General features: G+C 70.2%; 15 protein-coding genes. 5 read left to right on the forward strand and 10 right to left on the reverse strand.

Translation table 11 applies throughout. The annotated features are described in order from the left end of the window. Positions 1 to 288 precede the first annotated feature (288 nt). From NQ151_RS11685 to NQ151_RS11700, 4 genes are all read left to right on the forward strand, one after another. A complete protein-coding gene (locus NQ151_RS11685; protein WP_257528177.1) occupies positions 289 to 717 on the forward strand; it encodes a hypothetical protein in 429 nt (142 codons plus the stop codon). Between the two features lie 11 nt (positions 718 to 728). After that, a complete protein-coding gene (locus tag NQ151_RS11690; RefSeq protein WP_257507164.1) occupies positions 729 to 1,100 on the forward strand; it encodes an ArsR/SmtB family transcription factor in 372 nt (123 codons plus the stop codon). 1 nt (position 1,101) lies between these two features. After that, positions 1,102 to 2,094, forward strand: a complete 993-nt coding sequence (locus tag NQ151_RS11695; protein ID WP_257528178.1) for an SRPBCC family protein — start codon at positions 1,102 to 1,104, stop codon at positions 2,092 to 2,094. 100 nt (positions 2,095 to 2,194) lie between these two features. Beyond that, positions 2,195 to 2,632 carry a DUF2599 domain-containing protein gene (locus NQ151_RS11700; protein ID WP_257507162.1) on the forward strand — a complete coding sequence of 146 codons (438 nt, stop codon included), beginning with the start codon at positions 2,195 to 2,197 and terminating at the stop codon, positions 2,630 to 2,632. Positions 2,633 to 2,678: 46 nt separating this feature from the next. Here the strand turns inward: NQ151_RS11700 and sufU are convergent, their stop codons facing one another. From sufU to NQ151_RS11735, 7 genes are all read right to left on the reverse strand, one after another. Beyond that, entirely contained in the window at positions 2,679 to 3,143 is a 465-nt protein-coding gene (gene sufU, locus NQ151_RS11705) for a Fe-S cluster assembly sulfur transfer protein SufU (RefSeq protein ID WP_257507161.1), read from the reverse strand. Continuing rightward, positions 3,140 to 4,450 (reverse strand): aminotransferase class V-fold PLP-dependent enzyme, encoded by a 1,311-nt coding sequence (locus tag NQ151_RS11710; protein WP_257528179.1) that lies wholly within the window; start codon positions 4,448 to 4,450, stop codon positions 3,140 to 3,142. The genes sufU and NQ151_RS11710 overlap by 4 nt, the downstream gene beginning before the upstream one ends. Next, positions 4,447 to 6,516, reverse strand: a complete 2,070-nt coding sequence (locus tag NQ151_RS11715) for an APC family permease (protein WP_257528180.1) — start codon at positions 6,514 to 6,516, stop codon at positions 4,447 to 4,449. Before NQ151_RS11715 ends, NQ151_RS11710 begins: the two co-directional genes overlap by 4 nt. Positions 6,517 to 6,628: 112 nt before the next feature. Next, on the reverse strand, positions 6,629 to 6,841 hold the full coding sequence (locus tag NQ151_RS11720; protein ID WP_257507158.1) for a hypothetical protein: 213 nt from the start codon (positions 6,839 to 6,841) through the stop codon (positions 6,629 to 6,631). A 503-nt stretch (positions 6,842 to 7,344) separates the two neighbouring features. Next, on the reverse strand, positions 7,345 to 8,559 hold the full coding sequence (locus NQ151_RS11725; RefSeq protein ID WP_257528181.1) for an amidohydrolase: 1,215 nt from the start codon (positions 8,557 to 8,559) through the stop codon (positions 7,345 to 7,347). 27 nt (positions 8,560 to 8,586) lie between these two features. Next, positions 8,587 to 9,597 (reverse strand): LacI family DNA-binding transcriptional regulator, encoded by a 1,011-nt coding sequence (locus tag NQ151_RS11730; protein WP_257528182.1) that lies wholly within the window; start codon positions 9,595 to 9,597, stop codon positions 8,587 to 8,589. Positions 9,598 to 9,616: 19 nt separating this feature from the next. Further along, complete coding sequence (locus NQ151_RS11735) at positions 9,617 to 11,302, reverse strand: glycoside hydrolase family 13 protein (protein WP_257528183.1); 1,686 nt, start codon at positions 11,300 to 11,302, stop codon at positions 9,617 to 9,619. Between the two features lie 88 nt (positions 11,303 to 11,390). Between NQ151_RS11735 and NQ151_RS11740 the strand changes: the two genes are divergently transcribed. Next, positions 11,391 to 11,912: an adenine phosphoribosyltransferase gene (locus tag NQ151_RS11740; RefSeq protein WP_257528184.1), complete on the forward strand. Its 522-nt coding sequence runs from the start codon at positions 11,391 to 11,393 to the stop codon at positions 11,910 to 11,912. Positions 11,913 to 12,024: 112 nt separating this feature from the next. On the opposite strand, the gene NQ151_RS11745 is transcribed toward NQ151_RS11740, so the two are convergent. From NQ151_RS11745 to purS, 3 genes are read right to left on the reverse strand one after another with little or no spacing between them, the layout of a single operon-like run. Then, complete coding sequence (locus NQ151_RS11745) at positions 12,025 to 12,957, reverse strand: 2-hydroxyacid dehydrogenase (RefSeq protein ID WP_257528185.1); 933 nt, start codon at positions 12,955 to 12,957, stop codon at positions 12,025 to 12,027. A gap of 16 nt (positions 12,958 to 12,973) precedes the next feature. Next, on the reverse strand, positions 12,974 to 13,681 hold the full coding sequence (gene purQ, locus NQ151_RS11750) for a phosphoribosylformylglycinamidine synthase subunit PurQ (RefSeq protein WP_257528186.1): 708 nt from the start codon (positions 13,679 to 13,681) through the stop codon (positions 12,974 to 12,976). Next, positions 13,678 to 13,926, reverse strand: coding sequence for a phosphoribosylformylglycinamidine synthase subunit PurS (gene purS / locus NQ151_RS11755; RefSeq protein WP_257507151.1), 249 nt, complete (start codon positions 13,924 to 13,926; stop codon positions 13,678 to 13,680). The genes purQ and purS overlap by 4 nt, the downstream gene beginning before the upstream one ends. Between the last annotated feature and the right edge of the window lie 27 nt (positions 13,927 to 13,953).

Consider the following 13,953-nt stretch of genomic DNA (forward strand, 5'->3'; position numbering starts at 1 on the left):
CGTGCTGCTCCTTCACGGTGTCGTCCCTGACGGCGAGGCTACGCGCAGAGTCGTCAGCGGGGCATGCTCTGCCAGGACACAGCCATTTTCGGGACGAGATGCTTCGGGCGGGGCCTGAGGCGTCGTGGTGGTTCCGTCTCACCCCTGTGCGCAGTACGCTCCGAGCCCGAGGGCCGCGCGAGGTCATATGAGCCTGCTGTCGGCTGGAGACAATGGGAAAGCGCGAACGATGTGGTGTGTAGAGAGGGTGAGAATGCGGAGGACCGCGCCGTCACGAGGGTCCGCCGCATGACCGGGACCAGGGTGCACGACGGACCGGGCGGTCCGAGGAGGAGCGCACCGTGGGTTCCCGTGTCCGCCGCCCTCGGCTGGGTCGGACTGCTCGTGCACAATGTGGCCGATTTACCCGGTCAGACGATCCTCAGCCCAGAATCGCTCATCCCTCTGGCACTGACGGTCGTGCTCGTCGCTGCGTGGTTCACGCGGCTGCGATCCGTCGCAGCGTGGGCTCTTTTGGGGTGGGGTGTGTTGAACCTCCTGGGCGCAATCTTCACCGTGCTGCCCCTGCCGATCCTTCCTTTCGATCCGGCTCAGACCTCCGCCCACTACGCGTTCCACGTGCTCTACGGGATCACCCAAGTGCCGCTCGTCGTCACCACCGCGATCTGGCTCCGGAGCCGCATCGGAGGTCTTGACGACGACAGGCATCCGTCGTAACGTGCAACCAAATGGTTGTACAAACGGAATTGACCGATGATGAGACCGACCGCCTGTTCCACGCATTGGCGGCCGCGACGCGGCGCGACATCCTGCGGCGGACGCTCGAACACGAGCAGTCCGTCTCGGCACTCGCCGCCGCGTACGACATGTCGTTCGCGGCCGTGCAGAAGCACGTCGCCGTGCTCGAGATGGCCGGGCTCATCGTCAAGCGCGCCGAAGGGCGCGAGCGGCTCGTGCGGGCGGATCCGACCATGATCGCCCGGGCACGCGCCCTCCTCGCGGCCTACGAAGCTCTGTGGCGCGCTCGCATCGACCGGCTGGACGATCTGCTGGCCGAACCCACCGAACCACCCTCTCCCTCAACGACGCAAGGAGATTGACATGCCCGTGACAGATGTCACCACCGACCCCGAAGAGCTCACGATGACGCTCAGCGCCGAGTTCGCCGCCCCCGTCGAACGCGTCTGGCAGGCGTTCACCGACCCGCGGGAGCTGGAGCGGTTCTGGGGTCCTCCCGGCTGGCCGGCCACCTTCACCGAGTTCGACCTCACCGTCGGCGGCCGCGTCCGCTACGAAATGGTCAGTCAGCACGGCGAGCACGCCCGTGGCGCCTGGGAGTTCCTTTCGATCGAGCAACCCACGCGCTTCGAAGTCATCGATTCCTTCGTAGACGAGGACGGCGCCCCTTCCGAAGGGATGCCGCCCGGGATGCGGGTGACCTACGACTTCGAGCCGACGGCCGACGGATGCCGTCTGCGCAGCGTGACCTACTTCACGTCGGTCGAGGCGCTGGAAGAGGTCATCGCGATGGGCGCGATCGAGGGTTCGACGATGGCCATGAACCAGCTCGACCGCGTTCTGGCCGGATTGCGGGCGTACGCACAGGGCAAGGGCACGCAGGTGGAAATGCTCGACGACGCCCACGTGCGCATCACCCGACTGATCGAGGGCCCGCGTGAACTGGTGTGGCGCGCGCACCATGAGCCCGACCTGCTGCGGCGGTGGATGCTCGGTCCCGACGGCTGGTCGATGACCACGTGCGAGGTGGCCCCCGAGGTGGGGCAGACCTACCGTTACGAGTGGGTGCAGAACGGCGTCGAGGGTTCCGGCTTCGGGTTCGAGGGCGAAACCCTGCTGGTCGACCCGCCGCGGCGTGCCGCGACGACCGAGCGGATGATCGGTACGGACGGCCCAACCGTCATCAACGACCTCACCCTCGAGGAAGAAGACGGCGCCACGTTGCTGACCCTGGTGATGGAGTACCCCGACGCCGAGACTCGCGACATGATCCTCGCGACCGGCATGGCCGAGGGAATGGAAACCAGCTACGCGCGGCTGGAGTCGGTGCTCGCCGGCGAAACGGCGGTCCACTGACGCGCAGCGCCTCCTCCACAGGCCGGCAACTCCGGGGAGTTATCCCCAGAACGCCGCCGCGCGACCTCCAGGCCGCGCGGCGGCGTTGCACGCTGAGGGCATGAGCGCACCCATCCAATCCCCACCGCTGACCGATGACCTGCGCCTGCAGGAATACCTGGAGCCGCTCCTGCAGAGCGCGACTCGTCGCCAACTCTGGCTGTTCTTTCTCGACGCGGACGACCGCCTCGACGGTCCGGTACTTCCGGTCGGCGAACTGCCCGGTGACCCCGCCGTAGTCGTGCAGGTCGATGACTTCGGCGACGGCCCGTTCGCCGACGTCCTCGGCGCGCGACTATCGCTCCTCATGCGCGAACTTGAATTCGCCCAGATCGTGCTCGTGTGGGAACGGCCGGGAGGTGCGAAGGTTCGCGCGGAAGAGCGCGCCTGGGGCCGGGCCCTGGGCGGGGCGCTGCGCGCCAACGGCGCCCGCGTGCGCGCGCAATTCGTGCTGCACGACCGCGGGATGCAGATCATCGCACCCGACGACCTGATGTAGCGGCGGGCGCGGCAACGCGCGGCAACCCCGGCCGCGGCAACCGCCGTCAGGCGCGGGGCAGGGCGTCCTCGAGGGCGACCCACGCGAGCATCGCGCACTTCACGCGGGCGGTGAACTTCGACACCCCCGACAGCGAGGTCGCGTCGCCGTAGACGTCCTCGTCGAGCGGGATCCGCCCGCGCGAGCGCAGCGCCTCACGGAAGCCGGCGATCAGGGCGATCGCCTCTTCCCGGCTCATGCCGCCGTCGGATTCGACCCGGTCGTCCACGAGCGAGGCGAGCATGGATGCCGACGCTTGCGAGATCGAGCATCCGGCGCCGTCCCACGTGACCGAGGTGAGCGTCTCGCCGTCGTCGGAGACGCGCGCGCGCAGCGTGATGTCGTCGCCGCAGATGGGGTTGTGCTGGTGGGAGGTGGCGGTGCGGCCGTCCTCGGGGGCGAGTCCGCGGGCGTGCGGGTGCTTGGAGTGATCGAGGATCAGGTCCTGGTACAGCGATTCCAGCCCGCTCATGCGTGTGCTCCTTCGGCTCCGAAGAACGCGCGTACTCCGGAGACGGCGTCAAGGAAGCGGTCGATGTCGTCGTCGGTGGTGAAGACGGATGCCGATGCGCGCACCGAGGCGGTCAGGCCGAACCGGGCGTGCAGGGGCTTGGCGCAGTGGTGGCCGACGCGCACCGCGATGCCGCGGGAGTCGAGGAACTGGCCCACGTCGTGGGCGTGGACGCCGGCGACGTCGAACGAGGCCAGTCCGATCCGATCGACGGTGCCGTCTGCGGCATCCCCCAGCACCCGCACGCCGTCGATGTCGCGGAGCCCCGCGAGCAGGCGCCCGCCGATGGCGCGCTCGTGCGCGTGCACGGCATCCATCCCGATGTCCTGGAGGTAGCGCACCGCGGCGCCCAGACCGATGGCCTGCGACACCGGCTGCGTGCCGGCTTCGAATTTCTGCGGCGCGGGCAGGAAGCCGGCCTCGTCGAGGGTGACGGTGGTGACCATCGACCCGCCGGTGAGGAAGGGCGGCAGCGCCTCGAGCACCTCGGTGCGGCCGTACAGGGCGCCGAGGCCATAGGGGCCGAGCATCTTGTGGCTGGAGAACGCGGCGAGGTCGACGCCGAGCGCCGGCAGGTCCAGCGGCAGGTGGGGCACCGACTGGCAGGCATCCATCACCGTCAGCGCACCGACCGCCCGCGCGAGCGCGACGAGCTCGGCAACGGGGTTCACGATGCCGAGCACGTTCGAGACGTGCGCGAACGCCACGACACGGGTGCGCTCGCCGATGATCGACGCGGCGGCATCCAGGTCCCACGTGCCGTCGTCGCGCACCGGGATGTGACGCAGCACGGCGCCAGTGCGGGCTGCCAGTTCCTGCCAGGGGATGAGGTTCGCGTGGTGCTCGGCCTCGGTGACGACCAGTTCGTCGCCCGGGCGGAGCGCGTAGGGTGCGGATGCCGGCAGGCCGCGGCCCGCGGTGGCGTTGCCGATCGAGTAGGCGACGAGGTTGAGGGCGGCGGTCGCGCCGGCGGACCAGACGAGGTTCTCCGGTGCCGCACCGACGAATCCGGCGACGGTCTCGCGGGCGTCCTCGAAAAGCTCGGTCGCCTCGGCGGCGAGGGTGTGCGCGCCGCGGTGCACGGCGGAATTCGCCCGGGTGAGGAAGTCGATCTCGGTGTCGAGCACGACCCGCGGCTTCTGGCTCGTCGCTCCGGAGTCGAGGTAGATGAGCGGCTCGCCGCCCACGGTCTCACCGAGGATCGGGAAGTCGGCGCGCAGCGCGGCGGCGTCGAGGACCCGGCCGGGCTCGGATGCGAGAGTTGTCACCCTTCCAGGCTACGCCGCGTGGCGGCGGGTGGCTGCGGATCGATGTGGGCCACCAGGCCGTAGCTGGCCTGGTGGTTACCCGCGCGATCGTCGCCGGGGAGTGGCCGAGCCCGGCGCCGGTCGATGAGCTTCGACGAATCCAGCAGCCACGGGACAAGTGTGATGGCCACGCCGTGCACGAGCATGAGGTGCTGTGCGAGGCGTTTGGCGCGTCCGTTGTGCAAGAACACCTCCCACCAGTGCCCGACGATGTACTGCGGCAGGTAGATCGTGACCACCGACGACCCGTGTTTCTCGCGGTAGTCGCGGATGAATCCCGCCAGCGGGGCGGCGTAGTGACGGTAGGGCGACTCGAGGATGACCAGCGGCACCGGCACCGCGTGCTCTTCCCAGTCGGCCTCCAATTGGGCGGTCTCCCGCCTGGCGATCGCGATGTGCACCGCCAGCGTCGTGTCGTGCTCGGCCGCCAGGGCATAGTCGATCGCTTTGGCCGCGGGTTTGTGGAGGTTTCCCACGAGCACCAATGCCACGTCGCCGTGCGCGCCGAAGTGGACCGTGTCGTCCATCGCGGTCTCGATCTGCACGTTGCGGTAGTAGTGGTGCACGCCGATCATCAGCGCCGTGAGCACCGGGATCGCGAGGAAGACCAGCCACGCCCCATGAGTGAACTTGGTGACGGTCACGATGGCGAGCACGAGCGCGGTCGACATCGCGCCCACACCATTGATGATCAGTCCCGTCGTGGCAGCGCGCCGCTCGGCGGCGGCGGTCTTCGGCAGCAGACGCAGTTCGCGCTGCCAATGCCTCACCATGCCGATCTGACCGATCGAGAACGAGACGAAGACCCCGATGATGTACAGCTGGATGAGCGTGGTCAGCGTCGCTTGGAACACCACCAGCACCGCGATCGCGGCGATGCCGAGGATGATCATTCCGTTGGAGTACACCAGGCGGTCCCCGCGCGTATCGAGGGACTTCGGCGCGTACCCGTCGCGGGCGAGCACCGATCCGAGCAGGGGGAAGCCGTTGAACGCGGTGTTGGCGGCGAGCAGCAGCACGCAGGCGGTCGCCGCCTGGATGACGTAGAAGGGCACTGACCCCAGGCCGAAGGTCGCCGCCGCCACTTGAGCCATGAGCGACGGCTGCGGCTGCGTGCAGTCGAATCCGACGAGGTGACACGGGTTCTCGGCGTAGTGCACGCCGGCGACGAGCGCGAGGGTCGTGAGCCCCGCGAACAAGACGATCGCGATCGTCCCCATGATCGCCAGCGTCGCACGCGCATTGCGCTCCTTCGGCGGACGGAACGCCGGCACACCGTTGGCGACCGCTTCCACTCCGGTCAGTGCCGAGCATCCGCTCGCGAATGCACGCAGCACCAGCAGCACCACTGCGGCCTGGGTGAGGCTCTCCGCCTGCACCGCGTAGTGGGCGCTGGAGGCGACGGGCGCATCGCCCAGCGCCCACCGTGCGAGACCGGTGACGATCATGAGGGCCACCGAGCCGATGAAGACGTACGTCGGCACCGCGAACGCGTGCGACGCCTCCCGCACGCCCCGCAGGTTCACCGTGACGAGCACGACGACGAACCCCACCGCCAGCTCCACGCGCCAGGGATCCAGCGCGGGAAGCGCCGAGATGATGTTGTCCACGCCGGCGGCGATCGATACCGCGACGGTGAGGATGTAATCCACCAGCAGCGCGGATGCGACCACGACGCCTGGCAGCTGGCCGAGGTTGGTCCGGGCCACTTCGTAGTCGCCGCCGCCGGAGGGATATGCCGTGATGAGCTGGCGGTAGCTGAGCACCACGACCGTCAACAGCAGGACCACCGCGAGGGCGACCCACGGACTGAACGCCAGGAAGCTCAGTCCTCCGAGCATCAGGATCATCAGCAGCTCCTGCGGCGCGTAGGCCACCGACGACAGTGCATCCGAGGCGAAGATGGGCAGCGCTCGCCGCTTGGGCAGCAGCTGCTGCTCCTGCTTCGCTGACGTGAGCGGGCCGCCCAGCAGCAGCCGCTTGACGGCGGGGGACTCCACCCCCGGGTCGGGATCGTCTGTGGTCACGGCGCGGCACGCTACGCCTGTGGGACAGGACGCGCAATGGGTCCGGACAATACCCCGCCGATGCCGCGGACTCAGGGGCCGAGCGACTCCCGGTGGACGCGGGTGGGGCTCGTCACATGTCCAAGTAGCTGCCGTAGGTGATCTGCTCGACGACGTGTCCGGCCGCGTCGGTGTGCACGAAGACAGCGTGGTCGCCCCCGACCTCGGCGCGCTCGAGCCCGAACCTGAGGACCAGTCGTACGTCGTATGTCACTTCGTCATCGGGCCCCAGGGCGCGCACCTCGTCGGTCGGCATCCCGATCCGCAGTCCGAACTCACCGGTCACCGCGACATCCGCGACCTCGTTGCCCGTGTACTGCGCGTACGAAGGCTCGTGATACTGCTCGCGCGCCGGCCCCCCCTCTTCATACAGGGGTCGGCGCCGTGGTGTCCGCAGTCGGTACGGGCGGGGAGGGACTCGACGCAGACGGGCTCGGAAGCGCGGATGCCGTGGGCGTGGGGTTCACGTCTGCTCGGGACAGGGCGAAGACGCCGACGACCGCGAGGGCCACGGCAATCACGGCGGCAGCGGTGAGGGCGACGAGGAGTCCGACGCGAGATCCGTCTCGGGCGGGGGCGGTCACTTGCACATCGTGGCAGGCACACCTCGGCCCGGCGAGAAGCGCCACGCCGGGCGTGACGGCGTCTTCCGGCCGACCGGATGAGGGGATCGGCTGGAATGCGGTGGGTTTCCGGCGTCCGGCCCTCACTCCGGCAGATCTCCGCATTTCGGCAACAGGTGCAGGGCGAGCGCGACGGATGCCGCGCCGGAGCCTGCCCGGGTGCGCGTCAGCCGAGGAACTCGCGCGCCGCCACGACGAGGTTCGCGACGCCGCGTTCGATCGTGGGGTGCATCACGGGCGCGTAGAACGGCGAGTGGTTGGTGGGGATGTCCTTCTCCACGGTGTCGGCCGCAACCGCGGCGGCGTACGCCTCGGGGTCCACGCCGCCGAAGAACCAGAACACCAGCGGCGCTCCGCTGTCGCGGGCGAACCAGGACACGTCCTCGCTGCCAGTGAACATGCCCGGGTCCATCACGGTGCCCTCACCGAACGCGCGCTCGAAGGCGGCGGTGAGGCGCGCCGTGGCATCCGCGTCGTTGATCGTCGGGGGCAGCGTGTGCTGGATGCTGATCACGGGCGGCGCTTCGGCACCGGAGGCATCCGCCTCGGCCCGGATGATGCGCTCCACCTTCGCCATGACCCGGTCACGCGCCTGGTCGTCGGGGTAACGCAGGCTGAGCTCGAGTCGCGCCTCCGCCGGGATGATGTTGTTCTTCAGCCCGGCGTGGATCGACCCCACCGTGACGACGGCCACGTCGCGCGGGTCCACCTCGCGAGACACGATCGTCTGCAGCCGCATCACGGTCGCCGCGGCCATCACGACCGGGTCGATCGTCGAATGCGGTCGCGATCCATGGCCGCCCCGTCCGAGCAGCGTCACGGTGAGTCCGTCGGATGCGGCCATCTGTGTGCCGCTGCGCACCCCGACCACCCCGACCGGTAACGGCGTGACGTGCTGGCCGAGCACGATGTCGGGTCGGGGGAACCGGTCCAGCACGCCGTCGGCGATCATCGCCTGCGAGCCGGAGCCGTACTCCTCGGCCGGCTGGAACACCGCCACGATCGTGCCGGACCATTCATCGGTCGTCGCGTGCAGCCGCTCGAGGGCGCCCAGCAGCGCCGTGACGTGCATGTCGTGGCCGCACGCGTGCATGATCGGCACATCCTGCCCGGCCGGATCCGTCCCGCGGGCGGTGCTGGCGTACCCCAGTCCGGTGCGCTCCTCGACGGGGAGGCCGTCCATGTCGGCGCGCAGCCACACCACCGGCCCCTCGCCGTTGCGCAGCACCGCCGCCACACCGGTCTTGCCGATGCCCTCTTCGAACTCGATCCCCAGCTGCTCCAGCACCCTGGTGACGACTGCGGCAGTGCGGGTCTCCTGGAACGACAGCTCCGGATGCCGGTGCAGATCGATATAGAGGGCTTCGAGGTCGATGCTCATGCCGCGAGCCTAGGGGCAGGCCCGCGACTACGTCGTCGGCGGGGCCGTCGACGCCCGCACGACGAGCTCGAACGGCAGCGCGGCGAGTGGCACCACCGGCACGGTCGCCTCGAGCTCGGCGAGCACCGCCGCCGCGGCCCGCAGACCCTGACCGTGCGGGAACTGGTCGACGGTGGTGAGCCCGAAGAACCCGCTCAGTTCGTGGCCGTCCACGCCCACGACCGACAGATCGCCCGGCACGTCCAGCCCCAGGTCGCGGGCGGCGATCAGCGCGCCGATGGCCATCTCGTCGGATGCCGCGAAGATCGCCGTCGGTGGGCGCTCGCCCCGCAGCAACCGCATGGCCGCGCGGTGGCCGCCTTCAATCGTGAAGTCGCCGTACTCGTGCCGGGCGGAGGCGGGGGGTATGCCGGCATCCGCCAGCGCCTGCTCGAACCCGCGCCGTCGCTGCGTCGGGATGTGGGCGTCGTCGACGGCGTACTCGGGAGTCGTGCCGATGTGGGCGATGTCGCGGTGCCCGAGGGCGGTGAGGTGCCCGGTCGCGACGCGCGCAACGGCGACGTCGTCGACGGACAGACTCGGCAGCCGCGGGTGGGCGGCGCCGAGCGCGACCACCGGGAGCCCCAGCTCCACGACGCGTTCGACCTCGGTCGCGTCCAGCGAGATCGCGATCGCGATCACCGCATCCACCCGGCGGCGCCGCAGGAACGTCTCGAAGACGGTGGCGCGCTCGCCGGCATCTTCGGTGAGCGCGTACAGCGTGATGTCGTATCCGGCACGCTGCAGCCCTGACGCGATGCCGGCGAGCACCGTGGAGAAGTACCAGCGGTCGACCACCGGCAGCAGCACGCCGATGTTGCGGGTGCGCCCCGACGCCAGGCTCGACGCCGACGCCGAGACGACGTAGCCGAGCGCGGCGGCGGTGGCCAGCACCCGCGACCGGGTGTCATCGGACACCTGGCCGCGGCCGCTGAGCGCGCGCGACACCGTGGCCGTTGATACCCCGGCCGCGCGGGCGACCTCGTCGATGCTCACCATGCCCGCGGCCCGCCGCCCGTCAGGCCGGTCGCAGCCACACCGTGGTGTCAGTGGGGAGGATGCCGCCGGTCACCGGCTCGCTCGCGGCGATGAGGTCCGCCGTGGGCAGCTCCACCGGCGCCTCGCCGAGGTTCGCGATCACGGTCACGTCGCCGTTGCGGAACGCCAGCACGTCGTCGCCGTAGCCGTCGAGCCACTCCAGCGTCCCGGCGCCGAGGCGATGCTCGCGGCGTGCGGCCAGCAGGGTGCGGTACAGCGACAGCGTGGATGCCGGGTCCGCCGCCTGCACGTCGCGGGCAAGGGACTCCCACTCCTCCGGCTGCGGCAGCCAGGACTGGCCGGTCGGGCTGAAGCCGTAGGCGGGGGCGGTGGCGTGCCACGGAATCGGCACGCGGCATCCGTCACGCCCGTAGCGCTCTCCGTCGGTGCGGAACCACGTCGGGTCCTGACGCGCCTCACCGGGCAGGTGGATGACCTCGGGAAGGCCCAGTTCCTCGCCCTGGTAGATGTAGGCGGAGCCGGGCAGCGCCAGCATGACCGCGGAGGCGGCGCGGGCGCGGCGCAGGCCCAGCACGGGGTCGGGCTGACCGGGGGAGTCGGGACCGATGCCATGACCCTGCGGGTTCTCGGCCGTCAGTGCCAGCCGAGACGCGTGGCGCACGACGTCGTGATTGGACAGCACCCAGGTGCTGGGAGCCCCCACCGCCGGGTAGGCCCGCAGCGACTCGTCGACGACATCGCGCAGCGCGGCGGCATCCCATTCGGTCTCAAGGTAGGCGAAGTTGAACGCCTGGTGCATCTCGTCGGGACGCACCCACAGCGCCGTCATATCGACGGTCGGCAGCCACGCCTCGGCGCAGAGGGCACGGTCGCCGTCGTACTCGGCGAGCAGCTTGTTCCAGTCGCGGTAGATCTCGTGCACGCCCTCCTGGCCCCAATACGGCACGTTTGCCTCGTCGCCACCCATCGAGCCGCTCTCCGGGTCGGGGCTGTAGTCGGGGAGGCCCTCGGCCTTGACCAGGCCATGGGCCACGTCGACGCGGAAGCCGTCGACGCCGCGGTCGAGCCAGAACCGCAGGATGCGGCGGAACTCCTCGTGCACCTCGGGGTTGGACCAGTCGAAGTCGGGCTGGGACGTGTCGAACAGGTGCAGGTACCACTGGCCGGGCGTGCCGTCAGGTTCGACGACGCGGGTCCAGGCCGGCCCGCCGAAGACGGAGTCCCAGTTGTTGGGCGGCAGTTCGCCGTCGGCGCCCTTGCCGTCGCGGAAGATGTAGCGGGCGCGCTCCGGGCTGCCGGGGGCGGCGGCCAGCGCCTGCTGGAACCACACGTGCTGGTCGGACGAGTGGTTCGGCACGAGGTCGGCGATGATGCGGATGCCGCGGGCGTGCGCTGCCTCGATCAGGTCGTCGAAGTCGGGGAGCGTGCCGAAGAGCGGGTCGACGTCGCAGTAGTCGGACACGTCGTAGCCGGCATCCTTCTGCGGCGAACGCTGGAACGGGCTCAGCCAGATCGCGTCGACGCCGAGGGTGCGGAGGTCATCGAGGTGCTCGGTCACGCCGGGCAGGTCGCCCACACCGTCGCCGGAGGCATCCGCGAACGAGCGGGGGTAGATCTGGTAGATGACGGCCGTGCGCCACCACTGCGCACCGGGCCGGGAGTCCGCGAGCGAGTCGCCGGGCAGAACGGTCTCGGGAAGAGTCATGCGGCAATGCTAGTGCAAGCGCTTGCAGTGGGATGGGGGGCGTCACGCTCCCAGGGGATGCCGCGGGAGCGGCCGGTAGAATCCATCGGTGACCCCCGAACCCGCGCTCGCGCACGCAGACTCCCTCATCCGCACGATCCCCGACTATCCGATGCCGGGAGTGCTGTTCCGGGACGTGACGCCTCTGCTGGCCGATGCCGCGGCGCTGCGTAGCGTCATCGATGCGATGATCGCTCCGTTCGCGGGCCAGTTCGACGTCGTGGCAGGCATCGAGGCGCGAGGATTCCTGCTCGCCGGCGCCATGGCCACCGCCGCCGGGGTGGGGCTCGTCCCGATCCGCAAGGCGGGCAAGCTCCCGCGTCCTGCGGCATCCGTTTCGTACACGCTCGAGTACGGCACGGCCACGATCGAGGCGCACGACGACATCCCCGACGGCACCCGCGTGCTGCTGGTCGACGATGTGCTCGCCACCGGCGGCACGCTCGTGGCCGCACACGAACTCGTCGGGGCCGTCGGCGGCGTGGTCATCGGCACGGCCGTGCTCATGGAGCTTGCCGGCCTCGGTGGCCGCGAAGCCGTCGGCGACGTCCACGCGGTGTTCACCGCCTGACCGGCGCGCGGCGGCCGGCAGCGGTCGCGAGCGTAGGAGATGGTGCGGAGGTAGGACTTTCCTCGCGGCATCCGTCCTACGCTCGCCCCATCTCCTACGCCCGTGACACGCGTCAGGTGCGCAGGACCACGTTGATCGGCTCCTCGCCGGCGACCATGCGCTCGGCCTGCGTCCGCAGCAGCCGCGCGATGCGTGGCCGCATGGCGCTGGAGGCGCCACCGACGTGCGGTGCGATCAGCACGCCGGGCGTGCCCCACAGCGGGTGACCGGCCGGCAGCGGCTCGGGGTCCACGACATCCAGCGCCGCGCGCAGCCGGCCGGAGCGGGTCTCGGCAACGAGAGCGTCGGTGTCGATGAGCGAACCGCGCCCGACGTTGACGACGAGGGCGCCGTCGGGCAGCAGGGCGAGCGTGCGGGCATCGAGGATGCCGCGGGTCTCGTCTCCGCCGGGGAGGGTCAGCACGACGATCTCGGCGTGCGGCAGCAGGTCGTCGAGCTCGTCGATCGCGTGCACGTGCACGCCGTCCTCATCGCGGGCGGTGCGGGCAACGACCGTGAGCTCGATCTCGAACGGCGCCAGGCGAGCGGCCGTGGCCTTGCCCACCCCGCCGTAGCCGATCAGCAGCACCCGCCGGTCGGCGAGGCTCTGCGAGAACTGCGGCATCCACACGCCCTCACGGGTGTTGACGGCGAAGTCGTCGATGTGGCGCTGGGCGGCGAGGGTCAGCCCGACGGCCAGCTCTGCGGTCGACGTCTCGTGCACGCTGGATCCGTTGGCGAAGACGATGCCCTTCGGCAGCAGGTCGGCGACGCCCTCGTAGCCGATCGCCTGACCCTGCACGAGCTGCACGTCGATGCCGTCAAGCCGCTGCAGCAGCGAGCCCTTGCTCATGTACGGCGGCACGACGATGTCGATCCGGTCGCTCGGGGCATCCGTGTCCATCGCCCACACGATCACCTCCACTCCGTTGGGAAGCGGCGCCAGGTCGGCGGCGAGCTGGTCGGAGGGGACGCTGATGAGGAGGGGACGGGTGTCGGAGGTCACTCTTCGACGATACGGGTCAGACGGCGGATGCCACCACGGCGGCGACCGCCGATGTGAAGAACGGCAGGCCGTCGACGCCGGAGCGCATCGCAGCGGCCGTGCTGGGCCCGAAGCCTGGTTCGACGGCGTGCTCCGGGTGCGGCATGAGCCCCACCACGTTGCCTCGACCGTTGGTGAGCCCGGCGATGTCGCGCAGCGACCCGTTCGGGTTGACGTCGACATATCGCAGCGCGACGAGACCTTCGCCCTCCAGCCGGTCCAGTTCGGACTCGCTGGCGATGTAGCCGCCGTCGGCGTTCTTCAGCGGGATGACGATCTCCTGGCCGACCTCGTACTCGCTGGTCCAGGCGGTCGAGGCATTCTCCACGCGCAGGCGCTGGTCGCGGCGGATGAACTGCTGGTGCGCGTTGCGGATGAGTCCGCCCGGCAGCAGGTGGGCTTCGACGAGCATCTGGAAGCCGTTGCAGATACCGAGCACCGGCATGCCCTTCGCGGCGGCATCCTTGACTTCGGCCATGATCGGGGCCAGGGCGGCGATGGCGCCGGCGCGCAGGTAATCGCCGTAGCTGAAGCCACCCGGCAGCACCAGGGCGTCCACGCCTTCGAGGTCGTGCGAGCCGTGCCAGAGTGCGACGGGCTCGGCCCCGGCCAGACGGATCGCGCGCCGCGCGTCGCCGTCGTCGAGCGAGCCGGGGAAGGTGATGACCCCGACCCGGGCGGTCACTGAACGACCTCGATGCCGACGACGTCCTCGATGACGGCGTTCGAGAGGATCTCATCGGCGATGCGGCGCGCGGTGGCCAGCACCTCGTCGGTGACCTCGCCGTCGACGGTGAGTTCGAACCGCTTGCCGATGCGCACGGAGCCGAAGTTCTCGACGCCGAGGCGATCGAGGGCGCCGGAGACGGCCTTCCCCTGGGGATCCAGCAGCTCGGCCTTGGGCATGACGTCGACGACGATGGTGGGCATGTGGGGGCTCCGATGTCGCGGGAAGGG

This window comes from Microbacterium sp. zg-YB36, from assembly GCF_024623575.2.
Classification (GTDB): Bacteria; Actinomycetota; Actinomycetes; order Actinomycetales; family Microbacteriaceae; genus Microbacterium.

Excerpts from the sequence above, each read along its gene's own strand:
- purS (WP_257507151.1), bottom strand. The coding sequence starts at position 13,926 with ATGCCCACCATCGTCGTCGACGTCATGCCCAAGGCCGAGCTGCTGGAT.
- NQ151_RS11725 (WP_257528181.1), bottom strand. The coding sequence starts at position 8,559 with ATGAGCATCGACCTCGAAGCCCTCTATATCGATCTGCACCGGCATCCG.
- NQ151_RS11695 (WP_257528178.1), top strand. The coding sequence starts at position 1,102 with ATGCCCGTGACAGATGTCACCACCGACCCCGAAGAGCTCACGATGACG.
- sufU (WP_257507161.1), bottom strand. The coding sequence starts at position 3,143 with ATGAGCGGGCTGGAATCGCTGTACCAGGACCTGATCCTCGATCACTCC.
- NQ151_RS11735 (WP_257528183.1), bottom strand. The coding sequence starts at position 11,302 with ATGACTCTTCCCGAGACCGTTCTGCCCGGCGACTCGCTCGCGGACTCC.
- NQ151_RS11730 (WP_257528182.1), bottom strand. The coding sequence starts at position 9,597 with ATGGTGAGCATCGACGAGGTCGCCCGCGCGGCCGGGGTATCAACGGCC.
- NQ151_RS11700 (WP_257507162.1), top strand. The coding sequence starts at position 2,195 with ATGAGCGCACCCATCCAATCCCCACCGCTGACCGATGACCTGCGCCTG.
- NQ151_RS11685 (WP_257528177.1), top strand. The coding sequence starts at position 289 with ATGACCGGGACCAGGGTGCACGACGGACCGGGCGGTCCGAGGAGGAGC.
- NQ151_RS11690 (WP_257507164.1), top strand. The coding sequence starts at position 729 with ATGGTTGTACAAACGGAATTGACCGATGATGAGACCGACCGCCTGTTC.